Source organism: Gordonia effusa NBRC 100432 (assembly GCF_000241305.1).
Lineage (GTDB): Bacteria > Actinomycetota > Actinomycetes > Mycobacteriales > Mycobacteriaceae > Gordonia > Gordonia effusa.
Genome location: NZ_BAEH01000023.1, coordinates 1 through 25,342, shown reverse-complemented (window position 1 = coordinate 25,342; position 25,342 = coordinate 1). Strand labels below are relative to the sequence as shown.

Here is a 25,342-nt window from a genome sequence, read left to right as displayed (position 1 = left end):
GAACAGCTATAGCTTGCGGTTAAGTCCGTCGGACTTGCGACAAGTAAGCGAAGAATATGAACTGAACCGCAAGACCTTTTCCAAACATCTGGAAAACTTCATAAGCGACAATGGTTGGCAGACATACGGCCCCGTCGTCGTAGAGTTCGATGAGTTATCGGATCTCCACACCGGGATGTTCCGCACCAGCGGAACCGTGAACCCCGATGCCACACCGCGCCCGGTCACGGCGCACGCACGACCGCAGAACCCACAAGGCGAAAACGCACAGGTAGGAGCCCCACACATGTCCCAGAATCCCCCATACGACCGTCGTCCCGGCGGGGATGCCGGCTACCAACAGGGTGGATACGACCAAGGCGGCTACCAACAGGGCGGTTACGACCAGCAAGGTTACGACCAACAGGGTTATGAACAGCGCGGTTACGAGCAGCCCGGCTATCAGCAGGGCGGCTACGATCCGCAGGCCTACCAGCAAGGCGACCAGCAGGGCTACGACCCGGGCTATGGTCAGCAGCCGGGCCACCAGCAGGGCTACGAGCAGCAGGGTTACGGCCAGCAGCGCGGATACGACCCACAGAGTTACCCCCAGCAGGGTCAGGGCTATCAGCAGGGCGGCTACGACCAGCAGGGTTACGACCAAGGGTATGACCAAGGCTACGGCCAGCAGGGCACCTACCAGGGCGGATACCCGCAGCAGAACTACCCGCCACAGGGGTACGCACCAACGTCGATCACGCTGCTTCTCGAAGACGGCAGCAACCGCACCTTCTCACTGCATGAGGGTTCTAACGTGATCGGTCGCGGCCAAGACGCGCAGTTCCGCCTGCCCGACACCGGCGTCTCCCGGCGCCATGTGGAAATCCGCTGGGACGGCAACACCGCGATGCTCACCGACCTCAACTCCACCAACGGCACGACCGTCAACGACGTGCAGGTCAGCAGCTGGGAACTCGCCGACGGAGACCGGATTCGCGTCGGCCACTCCGACATCTCGGTGCGATTCGGATAACCATCTCTGCCATGCGACGTCGTCGATTCGACTGACTGAGTCGAGTTCGATACCGAACTGTCACATGGCGCTGAAGTGGGATCTGAATTCTTGCCAATAGGATTCAAGCGAGACCGCGGGCCGCGCGGCCTCTATTTTCCTGTGAACGTCGCCCGCCGGGTTCGACGCCGAGTACGCCGACAAACGGCGAGGAGGTGAACACCAGTCATGCAGGGCATTGTGCTGCAGTTGACCAGATTCGGGTTTCTAGTACTGCTGTGGCTGTTCGTGTTCGCGGTGATCCGGGCCGCCCGCTCCGACATTGGGTTGGGCAGTCGGCTCTCTGGCATATCGAACTCTGTACGCCGCGACCGAAAGAGCAGCGGCAAAGGCTCCGCGCGCTACCTCGTCGTCACTCATGGTGCGTTAGCCAACACCCGCATCACGCTGGGTGAGCAGCCAGTACTGCTCGGCCGAGCCGACGATTCGACGCTGGTCCTGACCGACGACTACGCCTCCGAGCGGCACGCACGACTGTCTCGGCGGGGCGACGACTGGTACGTCGAAGACCTTGGCTCCACCAACGGCACCTATCTCGATCGCGCCAAGGTGACCACCGCAGTCCGCGTGCCGATCAACACCCCGGTTCGGATTGGCAAGACCGTGATCGAGTTGCGCCCGTGACGCTTGTTCTGCGCTATATCGCGCGCAGTGATCGCGGGTTGGTGCGATCCAACAACGAAGATTCGGTGTACGCCGGCGCTCGACTACTCGCCATCGCCGATGGCATGGGTGGTCACGCGGCAGGCGAAGTCGCCAGCCAGCTGGTGATCGGGGCGCTACGCGGCCTCGACGACGACGAGCCCGGCGGCAATCTGCTCGACAAACTCTCGCGTGCCACCGCCGAGGGCAACGCCGCGATCGCCGCCCAGGTGGAGCACTCCCCCGAACTCGACGGCATGGGCACAACCCTCACCGCGATCCTGTTCGCCGGACCCCGGATCGGCCTATGCCACGTCGGCGACTCGCGTGCCTACCTCTACCGCGACGGCCAGCTCACCCAAATCACCCGCGACGACACCTTTGTACAAACCCTCGTCGACGAGGGCCGCATCACCGCCGAACAGGCTCACACGCATCCGCAACGCTCGCTGATCATGCGCGCCTTGACCGGCACCGAGGTAGAACCGACGCTGACCATGCGCGAGGCCCGCGCGGGCGACCGCTACATCCTATGCAGCGACGGGCTATCCGACGTCGTCAGCGAAGAAACCCTCGCCGAGACCATCGGCTCCATCGATGACAACCACGCCTGCGCCGACCGACTCATCGAATTGGCGCTGCGCGGCGGCGGGCCCGACAACGTGACCGTGATTGTCGCCGACGTCGTCGCCGACGAACTCGGCGAATCGCGTCCCATCGTCGGTGGCGCGGCAGGGGGCGACGACCAAGATGGTTACGTCCCTAACCCGTCGACGGCTGCCGGGCGCGCGGCGGCGTTGCGACCACCGGCGGCGACACCGCAGCGGCCGACCATCACCGAACCCGAGGTCGAGAAACCGCCGCGCTCCCCGTGGCGCATCTGGCTGATCGTCGGCGCGATTATCACGATCATCGCGATCATCATCGCCGCACTCCTGATCACACGGTCGAAGATCAACAGCAATTACTACGTCGGCGAGCGCGACGGCAACGTCGCCATCTTCCAGGGCACCCCGGACAAAATTCTCTTTGTCTCCCTCGGTTCGCCGTACCAGCGGGTATGCGCCGAGAATCTTGCCGACGAGACGCCCAACCTGACCTTCGTCGACAACGATTCCGAAGGCCCGTGCACCGCGTTGCCGGTGAAGACCCTCGATGAAGTAAGCCGCGGCGCTATCAACTCGGGCGCCATCAAGAACTTCTCGCTGCCCGACGCCCAGCAGAAGGTCCGGGATCTGACGCTACTGCCGCTCTGTGCCGAACCCAAGCCGCAGCCCACACCGCAACCGACACCACAGCCGGGTCCCGGTCCGACGCCCTCGCCGACCACCACGACCACCGCACCCAGCCAGACTCCGAGCGACAACCCGTTTGACGGCGAAGGCCGCACCTGTCGAAAGCCGTCGTCATGACTCAGGCTCCCTCGGCCCCAACGTCCGGTCCGACGGCAGCGCCCCGCATTGAGCCAAAACGCACCGAGCGGCGTACTGAATTGGCACTCCTCGGGTTCGCCATCGGCCTGGTCGCAGTCGCGCTGCTCATCGTCGAAGCGGCTCAGGAACAGACGATCACCTGGGAACTGGGCAAGTTCCTAGCCGCGTACATCGCGCTATTCGCGTTGGCGCACTTCGTGATTCGACGCTACGCACCACACGCCGACCCGTTGCTCTTACCGCTCGTCGCGGTGCTGAACGGGCTCGGCCTGGTGATCATTCATCGCCTCGACCTCGGCACCGGTCGCACTGGTGAGTCGATGAACGTCGACGGCGCGCAGGTGAACAACGCCGACCAACAACTTCTCTGGGCAGTACTAGGCATTATCGCGTTTTCCGCGATATTGATCCTGATCCGCGACCACCGCACCCTCTCGCGCTACAGCTATACCCTCGGCCTGGTCGGCGTGGTGTTCCTGGCCATCCCCGCGATCCTGCCGGCGTCGATGTCGGAGATCAACGGGTCCAAGAACTGGATCCGCACACCGCTGTTCAATATCCAGCCGGGTGAGTTCTCCAAGATTCTGATCATCATTTTCACCGCCGCCCTGCTGGTCAACAAGCGCGATCTGTTCACCACCGCGGGCAAACACGTGATGGGCATGGATCTTCCCCGCGCCCGCGACCTCGGCCCGCTGCTGCTCGCCTGGTTCGTGACGCTGGGCATCTTCGCCCTGCAGAACGACCTCGGCGGACCGCTGCTCATCTTCAGCACCATTCTCGTGCTGCTCTACGTGGCGACCGGGCGAATAGGTTGGGTCATCATCGGTTTGACGCTGTTCATCGCTGGCGCGATGCTCGCCTACCAGCTCTTTCCGCATCTGCAGGTCCGCGTCCAAGTGTGGCAGGATCCGTTCGCCGACTACGCGAACAAGGGCTATCAGGTGGCCCAAAGTCTCTTCGGGCTGGCAACCGGTGGACTTTTCGGGACCGGACTCGGCTCGGGACGGCCCAACCTGGTCCCGTTCGCGAATACCGACTTCATCATCGCGTCGATCGGCGAAGAACTCGGACTGTTCGGGTTGGCCGCGGTGATCTGCCTCTACCTGGTCCTCGTCGTACGCGGTCTACGAGTGGGACTCACCGTTCGCGACAGCTTCGGCAAACTACTGGCCACCGGACTCGCGTTCACCATCGCCATTCAGGTATTCGTCGTGGTCGGCGGCGTTACTAAACTCATCCCGCTGACCGGCCTGACCACGCCGTTCATGTCCTATGGCGGTTCGTCCCTGCTGGCGAACTATATCCTGCTCGCGCTACTGATCCGCGTCTCCAACGCCGCGCGCGAACCCGATCCGGTCAAGCGCAAAGCGACCCCGGCGGTAGATACGATGCCAACGCAGGTGGTCCCGACGGTATCGGCGAGGCGCCGATGAATAAGCAGATTCAGCGCATCGCGATGGTCGTCGTCGTGATGGTCGTCGTGCTGTTGGTCAACTCGACATACGTACAAGTGTTCAAGGCTGACGCACTCAGATCCGACAGCCGCAACACCCGAGTACTGCTCGACGAATACTCGCGCCAGCGCGGCCTGATCACCGCGGGCAGCACGGTGATCGCCAACTCGGTCCCGACGAATGACCGATTCAAATTCTTGCGGGTCTATCCCAATCGCGGGGCCGAAGCATTCGCACCGGTCACCGGCTATTTCTCGTATCAATTCGCCAGTGAGCGGGTCGAGAAGTACGAGGATCCGATCCTCAACGGCAGCGACGACCGGCTGTTCGGTCAGCGCTTTCTCGATCTGTTCTCGGGCCGCGACCCTCGCGGTGGCAACGTCGTGACCACGATCAACCCGAAACTTCAGCAAGTCGCCTACAACGCACTGCGCAACGGGTGCGACGGCGGGTGCCGCGGTTCGGTGGTTGCCATCGAGCCGACGACCGGCCGCATCCTCACTCTGGCGTCGGCACCCAGCTACGACCCCAACCTGCTCGCCAGCCATGACCAAAACGTCCGTGAGGACGCGTGGACTCGCTGGAACAACCCCAACAGCGTCCGCCAGCCGATGCTGAATCGAGCCATTGACCAGCGCTATCCGCCGGGATCGACGTTCAAGGTCATCACAACCGCCGCGGCGCTGCGCGACGGTGTCAACACAAACATCCGGCTCACCGCGGCGCCGTCGATGAAACTGCCCGACTCACCCGAGCCGCTGACGAACTACGCCGGCGAGACCTGCCCCGGTTCCTCCGGTGGGACGGTGTCGCTGACTCAGGCGTTTCAGTACTCGTGCAATACCGCGTTCGGCGATCTGTCCGTCAACAAGATGAAGGGTGCGACGTCGGCATTGATCGACATGGCTACCCGGTTCGGCCTGAATCAATCCCAGCCGGGCATCCCGATTCCGGTCCGCGCGACGTCGGAGACCGGTGATATCCCCGGTCCGGCCACCCTCGCGCAGGCATCCATCGGGCAGGCCAGCGTCGTGATGAGTCCACTGCAGAACGCGATGATCGCAGCCACGATCGCCAACGGCGGCGTTCGGATGCAGCCCTATCTGGTCGATAAGTTGCAGGCTCCCGACCTGCGGACACTGCTGACCACCCAGCCCACTACCATCAATGAACCGATCACCTCCACCGAGGCGGCGACACTCACCCAACTGATGATCGCCTCCGAGCAACACACCGCCGGATCGGGTGGGCCGATTCCGATCGCCTCGAAGACCGGCACCGCCGAACACTGCGAGGCAGCATCCTGCTCGGGAGAGACACCCTATTCGTGGTACATCGCATTCGGGCCGTCGTCTAATGCGAAAATCGCGGTAGCCGTGATCGTGGAGAACGGACAACTCGGCAGTGCTTCGACCGGCGGCGCTATCGCCGCTCCGATCGGGCGCGCTGTGATCAACGCACTAGTTGGAGGAGGTAACGGATGACGCTTCAGAGTGGCACGATAATCGCCGACCGCTACCGACTGATGCGACTGATCGCGACCGGCGGTATGGGTCAGGTCTGGGAAGGGCTCGATACGCGGCTCAATCGTCGGGTAGCGGTGAAAGTTCTCAAGGCCGAGTACTCCAACGATCCCGAGTTCACCGCTCGGTTCCGCACCGAGGCGCAGACCACCGCGAGCCTGAACAATCCCGGGATCGCCGGTGTCTTCGACTACGGCGAGACACCCGACCGTGGCGGCGGCGACGCGCTGGCCTACCTCGTGATGGAACTCGTCGACGGCGAACCGCTCAACGCGGTGATCACCCGCATGGGCCAGTTGTCGCTGAATAACACCCTCGACATGCTCGAGCAGACCGGTCGAGCATTGCAAGCCGCGCACGCGCAGGGATATGTCCATCGCGACGTCAAACCCGGCAACATCCTCATCACGCCCACCGGACAGGTCAAGATCACCGACTTCGGCATCGCCAAGGCGGTCGACGCCGCGCCGGTCACCCAGACCGGCATGGTGATGGGCACCGCGCAATACATCTCGCCCGAGCAGGCGTCGGGCGACGAGGCGACGGCGGCGTCGGACGTCTACTCCCTCGGCGTGGTCGGATACGAGGCGCTGACCGGCCGCCGTCCCTTCCTCGGCGACGGCGCGATCACGGTCGCGATGAAACATATCCGCGAGACGCCGCCGCCGCTGCCGACGAATCTGCCGTCGGGTGTGCGCGAACTCATCGAGATCACCCTCGCGAAGGATCCGAAGCGGCGTTACGCCGACGGCGGCGAATTCGCCAACGCGGTGGCCGCTGTTCGAGCTGGTCGACGTCCGCCGCGTCCGCTTGCCGCGGGCGGTGTAGCCGGGGCCGCGGCAGCGGGCGCCGCCGCCGGAGCCGGACTCGCAGCGGCATCGTCGACTCGAGCGATGACCGGCGCACAGAACCCGCCGACGCGTCCGCCCGTCACCCGGCCCCCGACGACGAACCGCCCAATCTCGCGGCCGACCCCCGAACCCGACAATGGCTGGACCGGTGGACAGAAGGCCCTCGCCGCGGTGGCCGTACTGCTCCTACTGGCGGCCGTCGTACTCATCGGCTACTGGCTGCGAAATCAGGGCGACACGTCCACGCCAGCCCCATCGTCGACCACGACAATCGGGACAACACTCGATTCGACCACCGACGAGCCAACCGAAGAAACAACGACAACTCGGTCGACGCCACGAACCACCACGCCGACGACAACCACCGAAGAAGAAACGACCGACGACACCACCTCGACTCCGTCGACGCCGCGGACCACCCGACCGTCGACAAATCCGGAAGACCTACCGCGTGACCCTGGTGCGACACCGGTAAAGCCGATCTTCCCGACGATCCCCTTCCCCGGCGGAGGCTAGCGATGTCGACGCCAAATCATCTGTCCGGGCGGTACGAACTCGGCGAAACCCTCGGCTTCGGCGGCATGTCCGAAGTGCATTTCGCCCGCGATCTGCGGCTGCATCGCGACGTCGCGATCAAGGTGCTGCGCGCCGACCTGGCCCGAGATCCATCGTTTTACCTGCGGTTTCGCCGTGAAGCCCAAAACGCCGCCAAGCTCAATCACCCGACGATCGTGCAGGTTTTCGACACCGGCGAGGCAGAAACCGAAGAAGGTCCGCTGCCGTTCATCGTGATGGAATACGTCGACGGCGATACCCTGCGCGACATCCTGCGCGCCGACGGCCCGCTTGTCCCACGACAGGCGTTGACCTGGATGGCCGACGTCGCCGCGGCGATGGACTTCTCCCATCGCAACGGAATCGTGCACCGCGACATGAAGCCGGCCAACGTCATGATCGACAAATCCGGCGCCGTGAAGGTAATGGATTTCGGTATCGCCCGCGCGATGAATGACACCACGTCGACGATGACCCAGACCTCGGCCGTGATGGGCACCGCGCAGTATCTCTCGCCCGAACAGGCCCGCGGAATTAAGGTCGACCCACGCAGTGACATCTATTCGATGGGTTGCGTCCTTTTCGAATTGCTCACTGGCAGACCACCTTTCACCGGCGACTCGCCGGTCGCCGTGGCGCATCAGCATGTCCATGAGGATCCGCCGCTGCCGTCGTCGTTGCGCGGCGATCTGTCGCCCGAGATCGACTCGGTAATCCTCAAGGCGATGAGCAAGAACCCGGCCAACCGGTATCAGTCGGCGGCCGATTTCCGCTCGGACTGCATCAAGGTCCTCACCGGCGGCAAGCCGTCGGCGCCGATGATCATGTCCGACGCCGAGCGCACCGGCCTTATCGACACCGGCCCGCGAGCGCTCTCCCGCACCGACCCCAACACGCCCCGGGTTCGACGACGCACCGTCGACGAGCCCGACGATCCGCCCGCCGGTCCGCGCTGGTACCGACGGCGCTCGGTGATGGCGATTGCCGCTGTGCTGCTGCTGTTGTTAGGCACACTCGTCGTCGTGCAGCCGTGGTCGTCCGATCCGGTCCGACAGGTCGCGGTACCCGTCGTCGCGGGGATGAGCTCCACCGAGGCGCGCAACGCCTTGGACAAGGCCGGTTTCCACGACGTCAAACAGCTCGACGAAGCCAGCGTCGACGTTCCGGTCGGCAGTGCGACCCGCACCGCGCCGGGCGGCAACGTGCGCGCCGACGAAGGCTCGCAAATCACCCTGTACATCTCGACCGGCCCGCCGCGCGTTCCCATTCCCGACCTGCGCGGCAAGACGCTGCAAGACGCCAAGGACGAGCTCAAGAAGCTCAACTTCACCAATGTCAAAGACGACAAAATGGACTCGACGGTGGAGATGAAGGGCAAAGTCGTCAGCACGACGCCGCCGGTCGGTACCTCGACCGCGGTGAACGCGGCCGTCGTTATCTACATCGGCAGCGGCCCCAAGCAGGTGACCATTCCCGATGTCACCGGTAAGACCGAAAGCCAGGCGCGCGAGGCCCTTAAACAGGCCGGGCTGGAGATGACCACCGTGCCCGGCGATTCCGAACTGCCCGCCGGGCAGGTGGTCCGTACCTCGCCATCGAGTGGCACGACCGTCGACAGCGGCTCCACGGTGACCGTCGTAGTCTCCCGCGACAATATGTTCGTCGTGCCTGACGTGCGCGGACTCACCCCGGGTCAAGCGCGCGCGGCACTGAAGGACGCGGGCTGGGAAGCGACGACGCTCAGTCAACAGCCCCGTGGCGTCGGGATCGGCAGCCCGGACAACGGCAAGGTCGTCGGCCAGAGCCCAGCGGCGGGCAGCCGGATCCGCAAGAGTGGCGCGATCACGATCATCGTCGGACAGATCAGCCTGCTGCCCGGTGGCTAGGCCCTAGATAACCGCGGCCATCTCGGCTTCGAGCGTCGCGACCAGGGCCTCGTCGACGTCGACGCCGCAGACCTTCAACCAGTTCGCCAGCATGCGATGGCCGCCCTGGGTCAGCACACTCTCCGGGTGGAATTGCACGCCGTGGATCGGCAGCTCGCGGTGCATCATCGCCATAACGATGCCGTTCTCGGTTCGTCCGGTCACGACGAGTTCATCCGGGATGGTCTCGGGCAGCACCGTCAGCGAGTGATACCGAGTCGCGGTAAACGGATCAGGCAATCCGGCGAGGACACCCTGATCGGTATGGCTGACCAGAGATGTCTTGCCGTGCAACAGTTCTGGCGCGCGATCGACGGTTCCGCCGAAGCTCGCGCCGATCGCTTGATGCCCGAGACAGACGCCCAGGAGCGGGGTGCGGTTTGACCGCGCGGCCCCGACGATGGGCATCGACGCCCCGGCGCGCTCCGGCGTACCCGGTCCCGGACTCAACAGCACGCCGTCGTAGCCACCGATCACGTCGGCGAGTTGGTTCATGTCGGCCGGCAACCGATCATCGTCATTACGCCAGACCTCGGCCACGACGCCCAACTGTCCGAGATATTGGACCAGGTTGTAGACAAAACTGTCGTAGTTGTCGATGACGAGGATCTTGGCGCTCACTCGCGTAACGATACTGCCAAACCTCGACGTGGCGACCAGCCGCCGTCGCCGTTTGACTACCATGGGACAAAGACCTACCTACGCCGACGGCGTGCCAACCGCCAACTGGCGATCGAAATCATCGAGGAAGTTATGCCGAAGTCAAAAGTCCGGAAGAAGACCGATTACACCATTAACCCCGCCAGCCGCGTGCCGGTGAAGGTCAATGTGGGCCCGTCGGGCATGTGGTACATGTCCATCATGTTCGGGCTGATGCTGCTCGGTCTGGCCTGGCTGGTGGTGTACTACCTCGCGGCATCGTCGGGGACCGGCGTCGCGGCCGAAGGCGAATGGCTCAACTGGATGTACGAACTTAAGTCGTGGAACTTCTTGATCGGCTTTTCGGCCATGGTCGCCGGCCTACTGATGACGATGCGGTGGCGTTGACCAGCGATAACAGCGTTCGCTCCCCTGTGCATAAGTTATCCCCACCGTGGAAATTACATGTGTGTAATTCATCCCCATTGTGCGTAAGTCCTGTGGATAACTCTGTGGGTACGCGTGACTGAGCCGGAAATCCAGTCCTGGTCGTCGCCCAAACCGTTCGCCTACGGCCTGATCGCGGGCGGCGTGGCACTGTTAGTCGCAGCGGTCGTGACGCTCGACGACCCCGCTGGCTCGATTCTCATGGTTATCGCCGCGCTGCTGCTCTTTGGCTTCGGAGGTACCGCGGCGACAGTCCGGCCAAGGCTACGGCTCGTCTCAACGGGCGGTACGCCGACGATCACCGTTCGGACCGTATTTGGTGCGCAGACCTATGTCGCCGCCGACGTCGCACGGCTGCGCATCCTGAGTTTTCGTCGGATGGGTCGCCGGATCGGTCATCTGGAATTCGAGTTCGAGCGCGATCAGGACCAGGCAGGCGCGGCGACCGACGATGACACCCGCATCGTCGTCATGGGTCGCTGGGAGCTGGGTGCCGACATTCACGAAGTCGCTGACGCGCTAGACGCAGCAGGGTTTCACGTGGAACGGTAACCGCCGGCGACACCCAAAGCGACGGCGAAAAGCAGCACGACACCCACGATTACCCAGGCAATTCGCGCTCCCCACTCACGCGAGAGGCGCGGCGCGAATACGAATGCCGCGGCACTGGCGGCGCCGAAGATCAGCCCACCCAGGTGCGCCAGGATCGAGATATTCGGCAGAGTTAACGAGAGCACCACATTGATCGCGATGATGCCGACCACCGGTGCCACCGACATGCGAGCGCGCAAGACCAGAATCAGCAACGCCCCCATCAAGCCGTAGATCGCGCCCGACGCCCCGGCCGTCATCGTTGTCGGCTCCCCCAACATCGAGACCGCGGCGCTGCCGCCGAATAGCGCCGTCAGATAGACGGCGGTGTACTGACGCGGGCCGAGTGCCGGCTCGAGCGAAACGCCGAGGACGTAGAGCGAGAGCATGTTGACGCCGAGATGGATCAACGACAAATGCAAAAATCCCGCGGTCAGCAGCCGCCAGTACTCTCCCCCGGCAAGATCAACTCCGGCCAATGCCCAGCGATCGAACAATGGTGGGAGATAAACAGCGATATCAGTTGAATTCGCTTGTATCGCGCAGATTCCGAAGATCGCGACGTTGAGCGCGATAAGTGTGTATGTCACCAATGGCCGGGCGCCGGCCACATTCGTGGTCGGCGCCCGGCCATAGTTACCTGGTGAGCCGGTCAGCTGATTTCGATCTTCTCGATGACGACGGCCTCGGTCGGACGGTCCTGACGGTCGACCGACGTGGTAGCGATCGCGTCGACGACGGCCTGCGATGCCGCATCGGTGACTTCACCGAAGATGGTGTGCTTGCGGTTCAGATGCGGGGTCGGTCCGACGGTGATGAAGAACTGCGAACCATTGGTGCCCGGACCGGCGTTGGCCATCGCGAGCAGGTAAGGCTTGTTGAACTGCAGTTCGGGATGGAACTCATCGGCGAACTCGTAGCCCGGTCCGCCGCGTCCGGTGCCGGTTGGATCGCCGCCCTGGATCATGAAACCGCTGATGACGCGGTGGAAAACCGAGCCGTCGTAGAAGGGGCCCGAGTCACCGTCGGACGCGTTTTTAGTTGAGTAGTCCTTGCTGCCGTCGGCGAGACCAACGAAGTTGGCCACCGTCTTGGGAGCGTGGTTGGGAAACAGTTCGACGACGATGTCACCGCGATTGGTGCGGATGGTCGCAGTTTTGTTATCACTCATGTCTCTATCCAACCACCCGGCGCAACGGCCGTGCGTCGGGCCCGGGATCGGACCACGAAATGGCGAGGGACCCGTCAATTTGGCAGGGTATAGGGATGCAATCGAAATCTGCGCGCCTAGCTGCCGTTGCCGCGCTACTCGCGGCCGGCGCGGCTGCGTTCTCTCTCGCCCGACGCAACCGGACGGAATTTCCGCCGGTGGCTCCCGCGCCACCCCGTATCGACGACATTTCGCCGCCTTCAGCGCCGAGAAGGTAATTTGATACCGATGACAACAGACAACGGGGGTCCGCAAGACCGACGGCAACCGCCAGCAGGTCCTCCGCGGCAGGGCACCCCGGCACCGGGAAACTCAGTTCCGGGCCGGGTACCTCCCCCACCCGGTTGGCGGCCACATTATGGTCCGCCCCCTGGCGGTCGTCGGGTACCAAACCCGAGCACGCCCACACCCAATCCCGGCCAACCTCGTCCGTCGAGTGGCGCTCCTGGCGGGCCCGCTCGTCCTCCGACGCCAGCTGGTCCCGGTGGACCGCCGCGGGGCACCGGCCCTGTTCCCACTGGCGGCCCTCCCCGATCCGGTCCGCCGCCGCAGCGCACCGCCCCACCGCGGCCCAATCCACCCGGGTCCACTCCACCCGGGCCCACGCCATCTGCTCCACCTGCGTCCCCGCTAGCCCGGCAACCTTCGAAAGGCCCAGCGCTGCAAGGTAATTCGTCGCCCGCACAGCCGCTCGCCTACTCGGAGGTTGACTCCGCCGATAAGGATCAGGCGCCGGGAGCGAAGCGAGCGGGCCTAGTTGATCAGGCGCCGGGAGCGAAGCGAGCGGGCCAAATTGATCCGGCGCCGGGAGCGAAGCGAGCCAATCAAGAGTCCGCCTCAACACCGCCCACGCGGTCAACCTCGCAGGAGAATTCGGTGCCACCCACCAACCGCCTGGCGGTAGTCGCCTTAGTGCTGTCCTTCTTGGGCGTCACCTGGCTGCCCGGCGTGATCTGCGGTCACATGGCGCGATCTGCCATCGCACGTACCGGCGAAACCGGTGATTCGTATGCGCTCGCGGCGTTGTGGATCGGCTACTTCTACGCGGCGGTGACGATTACCGGCGCCATCGTGTATCTGATGATCTCGTAACTGTCCCGACCAATCATCGACGCGACGGCACCGGATACCGGAACGACCCGAGATAGCCTTCCAGGTTCGAGTTCGACCCGCCCGGGGTCGGCGAACCGGTATCGACCGGAGCGAGCGGCAGCGTCACCGTGCCGCCCTTCACCACGACTCGCGCGTTAGTTGGCGTGTCATAACCCCAACGTCCGGTGTTCGAGTCGGTGACGCGGATAGCCAGTCGGTGTCCGGCGGCCACCACCCAATCGGTGCTGAACAGGGACACCGACGTCGAGCGCGGCCCCAAGATGGCGGCGTTCTGGGTGATCAGCGTGCCGGTGCCGGTTTCGTCGACGTCGTAGACATCGATCGCGACCGGCGTCAGTACGGGTGCGGTGGTGGTCAGCGAGACCTTGATGGTGCCCGACAGCCGAATATTCGATGCTTCGGGTGCCAGCACGGTCCACACACCATTCGACGCCGCGTCGGCTGTTTTGGCTACTTGGAAGTTGTTCCCACCGGGTGCGACTGAATCGAGTTGGGTGGCGTAGTAACGACCCTGGTAGAAGATCTTTGTCGCGGTCTGGCGGCCGTCGTAGATATACGATCCGGCTCGCAGAGTCGCGGTCCGCGTGGATGTGCTCTGCGGCCAGTTCTGCTGCGCCCGCCAGCGGCCGGTGTTGTCTTGGATGACGAAGTTCGGGTCACTCGTCGAAGCCGGTTTACCCTTCAGGTGGGCGTCGAAGAACCTGCCAACCTCTTGGAGATATCCGGCGCGTCCCGTCGACAGTCGCTTGGGAGTGCCGGAATTGAGCAGCGCGGTCATGTCGGTGTCATTGCCCCGGACGTGATCCCACATACCGAGCCACGCGCGCACCGGTCCGCGCATTCCAGCCAATGCCTGCTCGAGGCCATCGGCCGAGGTGTTCTGATCGATAAATCCCTGGCTGAGAAACAGGGGGACCGCCGAACCCCGCAATCGTGGCAGTAGATTCCGGGCGCGCCAATACGCGTCCGATTTCCGCGAGTTCAATTGCGCGAGTAGGCCTCCGGTTAGGCAGGAGGGATTGACGAAGTTCGCGAAGGACCGTTCGAAATACGACGATAGGTCCATACCGGGTACCGGAGAGAATCCGGTCGAGAGATAGACGAATGACAGGGGTGTACCCAGTCGATTCACTCGCGGCACTCCGTTGCCGTACAGATAGCGGTACCAGTCGTAGACCGGTTCCTGGGCCACCGCGGCGGACAGTCCCGGCACCTCCATACCGGCGCCCATCAGCGCGGTGACGGCGTCGTAGGACTTGCCGTACAACCCGACCTTGCCGGTCGACCAGGGCTGATTAGCGGCCCAGCGGACTGCGGACGCGACGTCGGACTGCTCGCTTGGGCCGGCGGCATCGGGACAACCCGAACTTCCGCCGTAGCCACGCAAGTCGACCATCACAACGGTGTAGCCGCGCTTGAGCAGGTTGGCTCCGGCGATCAGATCGTCGTAACGATTCGCCGGTATCAAACCGCGACCCATGCCGTCCTGCGCGTTGCCCTTTTCGCCCGGTTTGGCGAAGTGGTTGAAGTACGGTCCGATCGCCATGACGACGGGCGTCTTCGCGTTGGCCGGGAGGTTTCGCGGTCGCAGGACATCGGCGTAGAGCGTCACTCCGCCGGTGCTCGGAATCCGCGCCGCTGTCCAGAGTCCGTCGCCAACTGGTACACGGTTAGCCGGACCGACCGGCGCCGCGGACGCCACTGCCGGAGTTGCGAGCACACTCAGCCCAAGCAGCAGCCCAGCGACTAGTACAACGCTGAAACTACTGCGGGCTATATCGAATTTGCGGCGGCCATTTCGGTCCCGCCGGGCCAAATGCATGTTCGCCAGCCTATCGGAGATTGTGTCGCATTCCCTTATCCCCCAGCAATTCCCAGCAATTTGGGGGACAAACTCAGGGTTACAGACTGGCAGTCTCATTTAGTTTTCGGGTTGACAATTCGCGCGCGTCCATCTGGCTTGTCGCGCCGTCATTGTCTATTGGGTGGGCGAGCGATCGCCGCCGGGGCCGGTGGCCGACACCCACCTCGCCAAATACCCTGGTGGACAGGGTAATTGAGGTTCAAAACGCCGAATTGGTACATGGCCAGCACATACTCTGATGGGTGCGGCAGCGTGTATGCGCAATGTATTTATCTGTATTCCGCCACCGCGAGTTGCGAGTTATCCGATTTGATAAAGATCCGATATCGAAATAGAGGGTTTCAGGCAGTCAAGCGACTTATCAATAGTCAGCTCCGCGTGCTTTCCGTTTCCGCGGATTGGATGACCTGTTGGAGGATCGACTTCGAGGCGTTCAGATCGCGGATCATCGACTCGATACGCCGGCACTCCGCGGTCAGTTCGTCGACCAGTCTCGGCGTCGCCTGCTCGTTGGGGCGACCCTCGGGCGCTCTCATACACGGCAATAGTTGCGCGATCTTGGTGCTGTGCAGCCCCGCGGCGAATAGTTGCTGGATAAGAATGACCCGGTCCACGGCGGCTTCGGGATACTCCCGGTGCCCGCCGGGCGTGCGTTCGGAGACGAGCATCATCTGTTGTTCGTAGTACCGGAGTGAACGGACGCTTACACCAGTGCGCCGCGACAGCTCACCGATCCGAATCCACTTCGCAGTTGAATCTGACATTGATGTGAGACTCTATCGTCTTCGTACCTGATATGGAACGGAGTGAGGAGTAAGGATGGTTGATCATTCATTCGTCACGGTGGGCGATGGTGTCGAGATTGCCTATCGCTTCGACGGTCTGGCCGACGGCACGGTACTGGTCCTGTCGAATTCCATCGGCACGACAATGAGAATGTGGGACGGAGTCGTCGCCGACCTTGGGAATCGATTTCGCATCTTGCGGTACGACACTCGAGGTCACGGACTATCCGGCTCGCCCGCCGGTGACTACTCGGTCGATCGCCTCGGCAAGGATGTCGTAGAACTGCTCGACGCGCTAAGAATCGACCGCGCCCACTTCTGCGGTCTGTCGCTGGGCGGGTTCATCGGACAATGGCTCGGCGTTCACGCTCCGCACCGCGTCGACCATCTGATTCTGGCCAACACCTCCGCATACCTGGGGCCCACGGCTCAGTGGGATGAGCAGATCGCCACGTTGCGAACGTCGCCGGACATTCCCGCGACCGCCCGACGATTTCTGGACAATTGGTTCCCCGAAGCCCTCCGAGATACCAGCGAGGTAGATCCCTTTCGGGAGGACCTATTGGCCGTGGATCCGCGCGGGCTGGCCGGATGCTTCGCGGCGGTTCGTGACGCCGACCTGCGCCGCCTTGGCCCGTTGATCCCCAATCCCACGCTCGTGATCACCGGCGACTTCGATGAGGTGTGTCTACCCAGTCACGGCGAGCTCATCGCGGCGACTGTCCCCAACGCCACGCTGGTTGGCTTTCCGGTGGTACACCTCGTCAACGTCGAGCAGCCGGCGCTCTTTGTCGAGACCGTTCTCCGCTTCCTCACAACTGATCGATGAAATCGAAGACATCATCTGCCCACCGGGTGCTCTGCGCTGGCGTGAAGATGTGTCCGGCGTCGGGATACTCGATGACCCGCGCGCCGCTGATGGCACTGAACGATCGCGCGGTATTGGGCAGGATGATGCGGTCCTGGCCGCCGACGACTACCAGCACGGGCACATCGATGTCCTCGAAGAGGGCGGTCACGTCGGTCCGACTGGCGAGTTCGGCCTGCCATGACCCGCCGGCCGGATAGGCGGATCGGACAGCCTCGACGGTGGCGGCGTAGTCGGCCGCCGATATCGTGGCAAGACTGGATTCGGTGCCTACGGAATAGATCATCAGGGCGGCCAGCGTCTCCCACTCCTCGTGCGCCGCAAGGGTTCTCCAGATCTGGGTGAATGCCGCGCTCTGCGCTTCGGGATGGGCAAGACCGACGGTGAGGACGAGGGCGCTGACATGCTCCGGGTGGCGAGCCGCGGCCGTCACGGCAACCGCGGCACCGAGCGACAGTCCGACGACCGGGAAGCTCTCGCCGCCGGCACGAATACCGGCCGCGACCACCTGGTCGGCCAGCGTCGAAATATCAAGTGGCCCTTCGCTATTAGGCGTCGACGCGGTACCGGGATAGTAGGGTCCGACGAATCTGAATCGTTCTCGCCGACTGTCGATCAGCGAGCCGAAGTTCTCGCGTACTCCGCCACCGGCACCGTGTGCCAGCGCGACGACAGGGCCGTTGCCATCGTCGACGACGTCAACGTCAGTGAGTACTTCTTCGACCATATGCTGTGGAATCATGCCGAGACCGTAAGCGTTGACGTCGGGGTGAAGGTCAAGCGTGGATACCTGCTGGAGGTCTGTGATGCTGATCGGTGAGTTGGCTGGGCGGACCGGTGTCACCCGACGCGCGTTGCGCTACTACGAAGAACAACAATTGCTGCTGCCCGAGCGTCATGGGAATGGCTATCGCCACTATCACGAGTCAGCGGTGGTGAAGGTCAAGCAGATCCGTGCGCTACTCGATGCGGGCTTCACCAGCCAGACAGTCGCGCGGCTCCTTCCCTGCGCCGTAGACACTCCGCCTGTCATCGACCTTTGTCCCGACGTCGCCGCCGAGATGAATCTGGTGCTGGCCGGGATCAACACCCAGCTCGATGAACTTGCGCGACAGCGAGAATCGATCGAAGGCTTACTGTCGCCCGCCTGAGATTCGCGACCGTTCAGTCGCCGCGCACTCGACGACTGGCTCCAACCGCAAGCGCCCCCTGCGCCAGCGCATAGGTAGCCATGATCGGTACGGCGAGGTGGCTGGTCCAACCCCAATCGGGCAACTCCCGCACGGCAATCATTCCGTCGGAGACGAGGAACAGCGCACCGCCGATGCCGGCCACCACCCCCAACCCCGTCGACAGCACCGCCGACGACATGAGCAATACCGCGTAGACGATCACCGGCACGAGCAGTGCGCCAGCGCTCGGCGCGCAGAGCGCGATGACCGTGATCGCCGCAATTGCATACGGCGCCAACCAGATTCGATGATTCAGAAGCGACTCCGCGCGATACGGCCAGAACGCCATGACGTAGGCGATCTGCGCGCAGGCGAACAGCCCGACCATCACGACGAACCCATCATCGAGGAATTCCGGAATTGTGTCACCAAGCCACGAGAACCCGAGTCCGGCGAGCATGAGCCAAAACAGCCGTGTGCGTACGCCTTTCGAGGCAACCCATAGATACCCGATCACGGTCGGGACAATCAGGATCTTGGTGAGAACCGCGGTGTTGTCGTCGTCGAACCCCAACGCCACCAGGTGTACTGACACAATCACGACGAACGCGATGACGATCGCAACTAACGCTGGTTCTGGCCGGGTGTCGGTGGGCGCGGCGGGAGTTTCGGTCACCCAATCACCGTAAAGCAGACATTTTTGGTTCGAGTCGCGGGCACGACGGCGCCTAGACGAGGATCATCGACAACGACAGCCCCCATCCGAATTCGGAGTCTCCCATGGTCGCAACTACTGACCCGTTTGCTCGTCCCGGCCCCGTCGACATCGCCCATCACGCTCACCTGACTGGTGTTTTCGCCCCGCAGCGCGAGGAAATCGACGTCGACGGACTCGAGGTTCGCGGACAGATCCCACCCGACTTGAACGGTGCCTATCTGCGCAACGGGCCCAATCCTCGATTCGATCCGATCGGCCACTATGTCTATCCGCTCGACGGTGACGGCATGGTTCATCGACTCACGCTGCGCGACGGGCGGGCCGCGTATCTCAACAGGTATGTGCGAACTCCCATGGTCGTCGAGGAGGAGCGAGTCGGCCATGCGATCTGGCCGGGCGTCACCGATCTGTGGACCCCCGAGGCGGACGAGGTCGGGGCCGATCTGGCTGGAACCACGCGAGACCTGCCCGACATCAACGTCGTGCGGCACGGGGGTCGATTACTCGCGATGGCAGAGGCCGCACCACCCTATCGACTGGAACCGCGAGATCTGACCACCTTGGGCCGCGAAACCTGTGACGGGGCGATGGCAGTCGGAAGTACGGCCCACCCCAAACTCGATCCCGAGACCGGCGAACTGGTGCTGTTCAACTATCTGCTAGAGGCGCCCTATCTGACGTGGTCGGTCATCGGTCCCGACGGCCAATGCACGCGGCCACCGACCGTCGTCGACGGCGTGACGCGGTCGTTGATGATCCACGACATGGCCCTGACGTCGAAGTATGTCGTAATCTTCTTGTGCCCCTTGAGATTTGACATCACCGCTGCGATGACCGGCGGCTCGGTCCTGGACTGGCGGCCCGACGACGGCACTCGGATCGCGCTGATTCCGCGCGACGGTTCGCCGGTGATCTGGATTGACACGGATCCGTTCTGGGTGTGGCATTTCGCCAACGCCTATGACGATGGTGGGTCCGTCGTCGTTGACTATGTGCAGTGGTCCTACCCCGCCGGCTTCGCCAAGGAGCCGACCCCACCAGTCGGGTCTCTCGTGCGGGCCACGATTGATCCGACCTCGCGCACGATCACCCGAGACATACGGTCCACGCGCAGCATCGAATTCCCGCGGATCGATGATCGGCTCTCCACCAAGCGACATCGCTGGGTGTCGACTGTTGGCAAGGTCATCGAAGGCCCCGGTCCGACCACCGCACTACGATTCTTCGATCTGGAAGCTGGAGCCGAGCATCAGGTGTCGTCCGACGGGATGGTCTACGGCGAGCCGATCTATCTGCCGGGCGCCGACGACGACTACTGGGGAGCGTTCGCCACCGACCTGCGCGACGACTCGTCGTGGTTCGTCATCGTTCCAGCAGAGGATCTCGACGCCGGACCGGTTGCCGAGATCAAGATGCCGCACCGAGTGCCGGCAGGACTACATGGGGCGTGGTTGGCGGAGTAGGTGAGATACCGCCCGGCACGATTCGTCATCAGATACGCCTACATGTAGGCGTTTCGTGCCACGAGGAAACACCACCATCACGTCTTTTCGGGTGAACCTCGTAGGACCTCACGTCTGTAAGGACCTTGAGAGTCAGCAGTTGGCTTGCGTCTCCATCGTGTACCGCGACGCGGTGAACTGGCTCGGCGTAGAGCTGATTTCTGTGACGTCATCGATTGATGCCGACTGACGAACCGCGTAGCTGACATCAGCGCACTGGGAGTCGCCCCAACCGATAAAGCAATCAACAAATGAGTGATCCTCGATGCTTGGGAACTGAAGACTGTCACCAATGTCAGCTGCTTCCACCGCCGCACTCCTCATCCAATCAACGACGGTGCCCCACAACCAGATCCCACCGGCAACCAGATTCACTGGCCGCGGAAATGCGATCGCTGACTGTCTATCACCACGAATCCAATTGCCAACCGCCTGCCGAGTCTTGCCCGCTCGCTCGGCGATATCACCTCGCGTCACAAAATCCGGATACGTGCGGACGACCTCAAATCCGGCTCGCCGCAGCAGGATTGCACCGTCGATCCCCGCCTGGCGCCCATCTACAGCGGCTACCGACAACGTGGCCAGCGCGAAACCATCCTGGTTCTCGAAGACCGCGTCGCAACTGTCTTCAATCTTGATGATCCGCGAATCGTCGATGCCGCTGAGCGGCGATATGACATACGTGTACTCAAAGATCGGTGCGCCCTCCATAGGGTTCAGCATGCGCATCATTCCGTCTGTTGTCAACTGGAAACACCTGAGTGCGGTCGTAGTATTCCCTGGTCAGAGATGGCTATTGATCTTCATGCCGCTGAGGACAGCGTTTTGCCGCCTGGAGTAGACGACGAGCAGCCACGCTGGGGTTTCTCGGAGTTCCAGGCACCGAAATGAAATGCGCGCGCTGCCCATCGCCGGGCAGCCACGGGCAGTACAGTCCGAACTTATGCCCTTGCTTCCTCAGCTTGAAGCCTTGGGCGCAAAGTTGCTCGAGGGCATCAAAAATTTCCTTCTTGACCTCGTTCCGGGCCGCGCCGATGTCCACTTCGTCCCAGCCCACCCTGCAACCCCCAGGTCTTTCGGATCCCCTTGCCGCCACCCGCTTCCGGAGCCAGCACTGCGAACATCTTAGGGTGCTCTCAAAAGTGCGTGCCAACAAACCAGAAACAGCACCCTCACCTCGTCGGTGAAGATGCTGTCGTTCCGAAAAAATACTTGTGGACGGAGGCGGACTCCAATCACATGCGCTGAAGCGGGTCGAGCGGTTGGAGGCCATGTGGGAACAGGCGCGACGGGGTGTTGACCGCCCTGCTGCTGTGCCCGATCCGGAACTTGATGGCGTGGTGATGGAACCAACGAGACGGAGTCGAACGCCTCTGACGCCTCACCAGATAGACGCTATTCACACGGCGCGAGACGGTGGTGAGAGTGTCCTGTCCATCGCGAGGCGGTTTGAGGTGAGCCGGATGACAGTGTGGGAGAAGGCGCAAAGCAGATAAGCGGCCTCGTAGGCGGCTAACCTTGACACATGGAACCCAGCCGCGCCGCAGATCGGATCGACAAGCAGATCAACGACGCCAACAACGGGTCTCCTTCGAACTTCGATGATTGGCACAACAAGACCGAAGTAGTAATCCGGACAGTGTTCGGCGAGCAAAGCGCCACGTACCGCAAATTTGACGCGGTCCGATACCATCCCGGAATTTGGACAGAGAACACCGACTTTGCGCCATACCGTCGAGCAGGCGTGCAGGAAGTAGTTAGCATTCTTGAGGCGTCTAAACTTGAACTTGAACTTGCTGCCGAGTCCGCCTCAAATGCTTCCGAAGCGGAAGACTCTGAGCCGCCCGACCGATCCACTCGCATTTTTATTGTCCATGGACAAAACGATGCAAGAAAATATGAACTGGAATCATATCTTCAGAAACTTGTTGACGAGCCGCCTATTATTCTTCATCAACAACCGAATGGGGGTCGCGTATTAATAGAAAAATTCGAGGAAAGCGCCTCCTCTGTTGGGTATGCAGTCGTGCTGTTGACTGCGGATGATCTCGGTCGGTCATCGGTCCTGGACTCCAGGGATGAACTCCCACGAGCTCGCCAGAACGTGGTCTTCGAGATGGGTTTCTTTATCGGCCTTATCGGCCGCACGAAAGTTGCAATACTCTACGACTCCGGCGTGGAGCTACCAAGCGATATAAGTGGCCTCGTGTACATACCCCTAGACGGCGGTGGGGCATGGAAGGGCAAGCTTGCGTCTGAGATTGATCATTCTGGAATCCCTGTTGACTGGACTGCAATCGCAAGAAGTTGAGGCCGCTCCTCGCAGCGATCTTGCGTCCATGCGCGAGCCAGACGCCACATCAAGTACCTACGACCCTTAGAGTTGCACTACCCGGAGGAGGAAGACGATGCGAGACGCCGACGTACGTAAGTCCCTCCATCTTTGGCTTCGAGACGAACACCGAGCAGAGTTGGACGCAACCCGCATCCTCGACGAGATGGATGTTGCGGGACAAGTGCGTATCGACACCGTCGTGCTGAATGGGTCTTTCGCTGGGTTCGAGATCAAAAGCGCAAGCGACACGCTCCGGAGATTACCCCGTCAAATAGAGGTCTATTCCCAGGTCCTCGACTTCGCCACGCTTGTGGTAGCAAAGAATCATGCAGCAAAGGCCAAAGATCTTTTGCCGCGTTGGTGGGGTGTCATTGAGGCGAGTTCGGTATCTGACGGAGTTCAACTTCGCCGCGTTAGGAAGGCACGGAGAAACGCCACCATCGACCCGATGACTCTTTGCACATTGCTTTGGAGGCAAGAGACACTTTCAGAACTCGAAATTCGAGGAACTGATGCAGGCGTGCGCAGCAAGCCTAACCGATTCCTGTGGGAACGTCTTGCTGAGACGGTAAGCCCAGACGAACTTCGAGATATCGTCCGAGAGCGTGTGAAGTTCAGGGCAGGCTGGAGAGCTGAAACACCGTCACCTCTGCATGCCTGACGGTCGCCCATTCGCGCCACTTCTGCGGAGCTCCCGGCGTCTCTGATTTTGCGATTACAGCATCGATCCAGTCATCAGCAAGCGAACGTGTCGGAGTTGCGTATTCAGGATGACGCACAAGAGCTTCTAAAGGTGGTATCAAAGCTGCGCCACCCTTACTGCTTGTTCCTCTCCCTTTGAATAGCTCGCCCTTGGCAACCAGCCACTTCTCAGCAACCGTGTAACGCAGCGTAGCGCTGATGGAAAGAAATCTTGGATCAACGCCCAGTTCAATCAGATCCGGATTCTGAATAGCATGGTCGAAGAAGTCGGGCGTTACGATGCCTTGTTGAAAAAGTTTGTTTTGAATCGAAGTGTAGACATTCCACTCTTTACGCGGGTACTCCGTAGTCCCCTGAGGAACTCCCGCAAGGTCAGGGAATCCAGCGCCACCTACTGTAACCGAACGGAATTCGCCCAAGCTGCGTAGGGAGGCCAGTTCAGCTATAGCTGCAACCTCGGTTACGGGCCCATCGGAAGTCTCGAAATCAACAATCACATCGATCTCACCCGGCGTCAACGACACTGTCGACATCAGCGTGCTGAGTGCGGATGGGTTTATCGTCGTCCAATCGGCTTGGGGTAGTTGAATAGCTGCTCCCCGTCCGAAAGTACGATGCGCAGTCGACGTCGCCGCTAGGTGACCCTGTGTGCTTATGGAGGAAATGAGCGGCGTCAACTCCAACGAATGAGTGCCCGCTTCGTCAATCAGATACGTCAGGGGATGCTTACCTTGCACCGCATCATTCCTGTCGAGAAGCGACAGATCCAGGTATCCGCGTCCGCCCGTCCACGCAGATGCTAGCTTCTCGGGCACCCCAGATAAGTGCTCCTCGTGCGTCTTGTAGTAACGGCCATTCTCGTAGTCCCAAGCACGTTCGGGGATACGGAACACTGGCAACATCGATGTTCTTACATTCGCACCAAGACGAGTCAGGCCCGCAAGTTCGCCTGCACGGGCGAGAAGAAAAGGTCGATATATTTTCGGCACGAGAGGCCTTCCCTCTGAGACAGGCGCTACGACGTCGATGTCGGGCTCATCTCATTTAACGGCTCATCTCATTTAACACTGCTTGAGGCTGGATCGCTGGAGTTTCTCGACTGATCTTGGTGGATATCCGCACTCGTGCCGAACCGGTTTCGGCCGGAAGCGTAGCCGAGACGGTACGCGGGCAACGCATGGTCGAGCGCCCTACGGCTCCTCTTGGACTGCCAACGGCTCTACAAGACCACCGACGCTCAGGGGAAGCGCCTCGCGAACCAGACCTTCACCAACGGCATCGAAATCGACGAAGACGAAGAGACAGCAACGCTCCGCCTCACGGAGCCGTTCACCGTCACGGCAAGCCACAAAACCCATGTCAGGCATGTGACTACGTCTGAACTGTGGAGCCTAGGAGATTCGAACTCCTGACATCTGCCTTGCAAAGGCAGCGCTCTACCAACTGAGCTAAGGCCCCGTGCCGGGAGTGCCGGACTTGGGTGTGCGTCGACCGAAATTTCGGTGTCCGCAGTGGGCCTAGGAGGACTTGAACCTCCGACCTCTTCGTTATCAGCGAAGCGCTCTAACCGCCTGAGCTATAGGCCCGTGAACCGAGGAATGAGATTACCCGAGACTGCCGTCATTAATCAAAACGGCACCATCGTCGCAGGTCACACCTCGGTTTGCCGATCAGTCCAGATCGGCGAGCGTGATCTCCGCACCACCGACCAAATCGGCGCACAGGTTGTAGATAAACGCGCCAATCGTGGCCAACGCGGTGAGCAGGATCGCATTGATCGCGCCCAAGCCGACGGCCCACCCGAAGATGGTGCCGGCACCGAAGATATCCCCGCCGCCCGACGATCCGTCAGCGGTCGTCAACGTGCCGAAGGAACTGTTGACCTGATCCCAGACACCCATCCCGTCCAGAATCAGATACAACACGGCAACCGAGATCAACCAGACGAAGAACCCGACG

At 62.0% G+C, this 25,342-nt stretch carries 27 protein-coding genes and 2 tRNA genes; 15 read left to right on the top strand and 14 right to left on the bottom strand.

Going from position 1 to position 25,342, the window contains the following annotated elements; translation table 11 throughout:
- From GOEFS_RS04275 to pknB, 7 genes are all read left to right on the top strand, one after another.
- A partial coding sequence (locus tag GOEFS_RS04275; protein WP_007316649.1) for an FhaA domain-containing protein occupies positions 1-1,012 on the top strand: 1,012 nt, incomplete at its 5' end.
- A 207-nt stretch (positions 1,013-1,219) separates the two neighbouring features.
- Positions 1,220-1,675, top strand: coding sequence for an FHA domain-containing protein FhaB/FipA (locus GOEFS_RS04270; protein WP_007316648.1), 456 nt, complete (start codon positions 1,220-1,222; stop codon positions 1,673-1,675).
- A complete protein-coding gene (locus GOEFS_RS04265) occupies positions 1,672-3,105 on the top strand; it encodes a PP2C family protein-serine/threonine phosphatase (protein WP_007316647.1) in 1,434 nt (477 codons plus the stop codon). The genes GOEFS_RS04270 and GOEFS_RS04265 overlap by 4 nt, the downstream gene beginning before the upstream one ends.
- Complete coding sequence (locus tag GOEFS_RS04260; protein WP_007316646.1) at positions 3,102-4,562, top strand: FtsW/RodA/SpoVE family cell cycle protein; 1,461 nt, start codon at positions 3,102-3,104, stop codon at positions 4,560-4,562. The genes GOEFS_RS04265 and GOEFS_RS04260 overlap by 4 nt, the downstream gene beginning before the upstream one ends.
- Positions 4,559-6,067 carry a penicillin-binding transpeptidase domain-containing protein gene (locus tag GOEFS_RS04255; RefSeq protein ID WP_007316645.1) on the top strand — a complete coding sequence of 503 codons (1,509 nt, stop codon included), beginning with the start codon at positions 4,559-4,561 and terminating at the stop codon, positions 6,065-6,067. The genes GOEFS_RS04260 and GOEFS_RS04255 overlap by 4 nt, the downstream gene beginning before the upstream one ends.
- Entirely contained in the window at positions 6,064-7,473 is a 1,410-nt protein-coding gene (locus GOEFS_RS04250) for a protein kinase domain-containing protein (RefSeq protein ID WP_007316644.1), read from the top strand. Before GOEFS_RS04255 ends, GOEFS_RS04250 begins: the two co-directional genes overlap by 4 nt.
- A 2-nt stretch (positions 7,474-7,475) precedes the next feature.
- Positions 7,476-9,398 (top strand): Stk1 family PASTA domain-containing Ser/Thr kinase, encoded by a 1,923-nt coding sequence (gene pknB / locus GOEFS_RS04245; RefSeq protein ID WP_007316643.1) that lies wholly within the window; start codon positions 7,476-7,478, stop codon positions 9,396-9,398.
- A gap of 3 nt (positions 9,399-9,401) precedes the next feature.
- On the opposite strand, the gene GOEFS_RS04240 is transcribed toward pknB, so the two are convergent.
- Positions 9,402-10,058 (bottom strand): aminodeoxychorismate/anthranilate synthase component II, encoded by a 657-nt coding sequence (locus GOEFS_RS04240; protein WP_007316642.1) that lies wholly within the window; start codon positions 10,056-10,058, stop codon positions 9,402-9,404.
- A 132-nt stretch (positions 10,059-10,190) separates the two neighbouring features.
- Here GOEFS_RS04240 and crgA point away from each other — a divergent pair, with 132 nt between their 5' ends.
- Both crgA and GOEFS_RS04230 read left to right on the top strand, forming a co-directional pair.
- Complete coding sequence (gene crgA / locus GOEFS_RS04235) at positions 10,191-10,484, top strand: cell division protein CrgA (RefSeq protein WP_007316641.1); 294 nt, start codon at positions 10,191-10,193, stop codon at positions 10,482-10,484.
- A gap of 114 nt (positions 10,485-10,598) precedes the next feature.
- Complete coding sequence (locus tag GOEFS_RS04230; protein WP_007316640.1) at positions 10,599-11,075, top strand: PH domain-containing protein; 477 nt, start codon at positions 10,599-10,601, stop codon at positions 11,073-11,075.
- Here GOEFS_RS04230 and GOEFS_RS04225 read toward each other — a convergent pair.
- The 3 genes from GOEFS_RS04225 to GOEFS_RS23375 all read right to left on the bottom strand — a co-directional run bounded on the left by GOEFS_RS04225 (position 11,060) and on the right by GOEFS_RS23375 (position 13,009).
- Complete coding sequence (locus GOEFS_RS04225) at positions 11,060-11,704, bottom strand: rhomboid family intramembrane serine protease (protein ID WP_245549766.1); 645 nt, start codon at positions 11,702-11,704, stop codon at positions 11,060-11,062. The genes GOEFS_RS04230 and GOEFS_RS04225 overlap by 16 nt on opposite strands.
- Positions 11,705-11,766: 62 nt before the next feature.
- Positions 11,767-12,285, bottom strand: coding sequence for a peptidylprolyl isomerase (locus GOEFS_RS04220; RefSeq protein ID WP_007316638.1), 519 nt, complete (start codon positions 12,283-12,285; stop codon positions 11,767-11,769).
- A gap of 4 nt (positions 12,286-12,289) precedes the next feature.
- Entirely contained in the window at positions 12,290-13,009 is a 720-nt protein-coding gene (locus GOEFS_RS23375) for a hypothetical protein (protein ID WP_007316637.1), read from the bottom strand.
- Positions 13,010-13,200: 191 nt separating this feature from the next.
- Between GOEFS_RS23375 and GOEFS_RS23370 the strand changes: the two genes are divergently transcribed.
- Complete coding sequence (locus tag GOEFS_RS23370; protein ID WP_007316636.1) at positions 13,201-13,416, top strand: DUF4190 domain-containing protein; 216 nt, start codon at positions 13,201-13,203, stop codon at positions 13,414-13,416.
- 13 nt (positions 13,417-13,429) lie between these two features.
- On the opposite strand, the gene GOEFS_RS04205 is transcribed toward GOEFS_RS23370, so the two are convergent.
- A complete protein-coding gene (locus GOEFS_RS04205) occupies positions 13,430-15,259 on the bottom strand; it encodes a CocE/NonD family hydrolase (protein ID WP_007316635.1) in 1,830 nt (609 codons plus the stop codon).
- A gap of 410 nt (positions 15,260-15,669) precedes the next feature.
- A complete protein-coding gene (locus tag GOEFS_RS04200; RefSeq protein ID WP_007316634.1) occupies positions 15,670-16,065 on the bottom strand; it encodes a MerR family transcriptional regulator in 396 nt (131 codons plus the stop codon).
- A 55-nt stretch (positions 16,066-16,120) separates the two neighbouring features.
- Here GOEFS_RS04200 and GOEFS_RS04195 point away from each other — a divergent pair, with 55 nt between their 5' ends.
- On the top strand, positions 16,121-16,915 hold the full coding sequence (locus tag GOEFS_RS04195) for an alpha/beta fold hydrolase (RefSeq protein WP_007316633.1): 795 nt from the start codon (positions 16,121-16,123) through the stop codon (positions 16,913-16,915).
- On the opposite strand, the gene GOEFS_RS04190 is transcribed toward GOEFS_RS04195, so the two are convergent.
- Entirely contained in the window at positions 16,899-17,696 is a 798-nt protein-coding gene (locus GOEFS_RS04190; protein ID WP_050949779.1) for an alpha/beta fold hydrolase, read from the bottom strand. The genes GOEFS_RS04195 and GOEFS_RS04190 overlap by 17 nt on opposite strands.
- A 64-nt stretch (positions 17,697-17,760) precedes the next feature.
- Between GOEFS_RS04190 and GOEFS_RS04185 the strand changes: the two genes are divergently transcribed.
- The gene (locus GOEFS_RS04185) at positions 17,761-18,105 is read left to right on the top strand and encodes a MerR family transcriptional regulator (RefSeq protein WP_007316630.1); all 345 of its coding nucleotides are present in this window, start codon (positions 17,761-17,763) and stop codon (positions 18,103-18,105) included.
- Between the two features lie 13 nt (positions 18,106-18,118).
- Here GOEFS_RS04185 and GOEFS_RS04180 read toward each other — a convergent pair whose 3' ends face one another.
- Positions 18,119-18,802, bottom strand: a complete 684-nt coding sequence (locus tag GOEFS_RS04180; RefSeq protein WP_007316629.1) for a lysoplasmalogenase — start codon at positions 18,800-18,802, stop codon at positions 18,119-18,121.
- A 104-nt stretch (positions 18,803-18,906) separates the two neighbouring features.
- Between GOEFS_RS04180 and GOEFS_RS04175 the strand changes: the two genes are divergently transcribed.
- On the top strand, positions 18,907-20,307 hold the full coding sequence (locus GOEFS_RS04175; protein ID WP_007316628.1) for a carotenoid oxygenase family protein: 1,401 nt from the start codon (positions 18,907-18,909) through the stop codon (positions 20,305-20,307).
- 132 nt (positions 20,308-20,439) lie between these two features.
- On the opposite strand, the gene GOEFS_RS04170 is transcribed toward GOEFS_RS04175, so the two are convergent.
- Together GOEFS_RS04170 and GOEFS_RS04165 are read right to left on the bottom strand one after the other, a co-directional pair.
- Positions 20,440-21,069, bottom strand: a complete 630-nt coding sequence (locus GOEFS_RS04170; RefSeq protein WP_138917876.1) for an XRE family transcriptional regulator — start codon at positions 21,067-21,069, stop codon at positions 20,440-20,442.
- 70 nt (positions 21,070-21,139) lie between these two features.
- The gene (locus GOEFS_RS04165; RefSeq protein WP_170323127.1) at positions 21,140-21,403 is read right to left on the bottom strand and encodes a hypothetical protein; all 264 of its coding nucleotides are present in this window, start codon (positions 21,401-21,403) and stop codon (positions 21,140-21,142) included.
- 468 nt (positions 21,404-21,871) lie between these two features.
- On the opposite strand from GOEFS_RS04165, the gene GOEFS_RS04155 reads away from it, so the two are divergent.
- Positions 21,872-22,657 (top strand): TIR domain-containing protein, encoded by a 786-nt coding sequence (locus tag GOEFS_RS04155; protein WP_007316625.1) that lies wholly within the window; start codon positions 21,872-21,874, stop codon positions 22,655-22,657.
- Between the two features lie 97 nt (positions 22,658-22,754).
- Complete coding sequence (locus GOEFS_RS22750) at positions 22,755-23,342, top strand: sce7726 family protein (protein ID WP_007316624.1); 588 nt, start codon at positions 22,755-22,757, stop codon at positions 23,340-23,342.
- Here the strand turns inward: GOEFS_RS22750 and GOEFS_RS04150 are convergent.
- The 4 genes from GOEFS_RS04150 to GOEFS_RS04135 form a co-directional block, all read right to left on the bottom strand.
- Positions 23,296-24,372 (bottom strand): beta family protein, encoded by a 1,077-nt coding sequence (locus GOEFS_RS04150; protein WP_170323126.1) that lies wholly within the window; start codon positions 24,370-24,372, stop codon positions 23,296-23,298. The two genes, GOEFS_RS22750 and GOEFS_RS04150, sit on opposite strands and share 47 nt — an antisense overlap.
- Positions 24,373-24,768: 396 nt before the next feature.
- Positions 24,769-24,841 (bottom strand) — tRNA-Ala (locus GOEFS_RS04145).
- A gap of 54 nt (positions 24,842-24,895) precedes the next feature.
- Positions 24,896-24,969 (bottom strand) — tRNA-Ile (locus GOEFS_RS04140).
- 84 nt (positions 24,970-25,053) lie between these two features.
- Positions 25,054-25,342, bottom strand: a 289-nt coding sequence (locus GOEFS_RS04135) for a DUF3566 domain-containing protein (RefSeq protein WP_007316622.1), incomplete at its 5' end; no start/stop codon positions are given.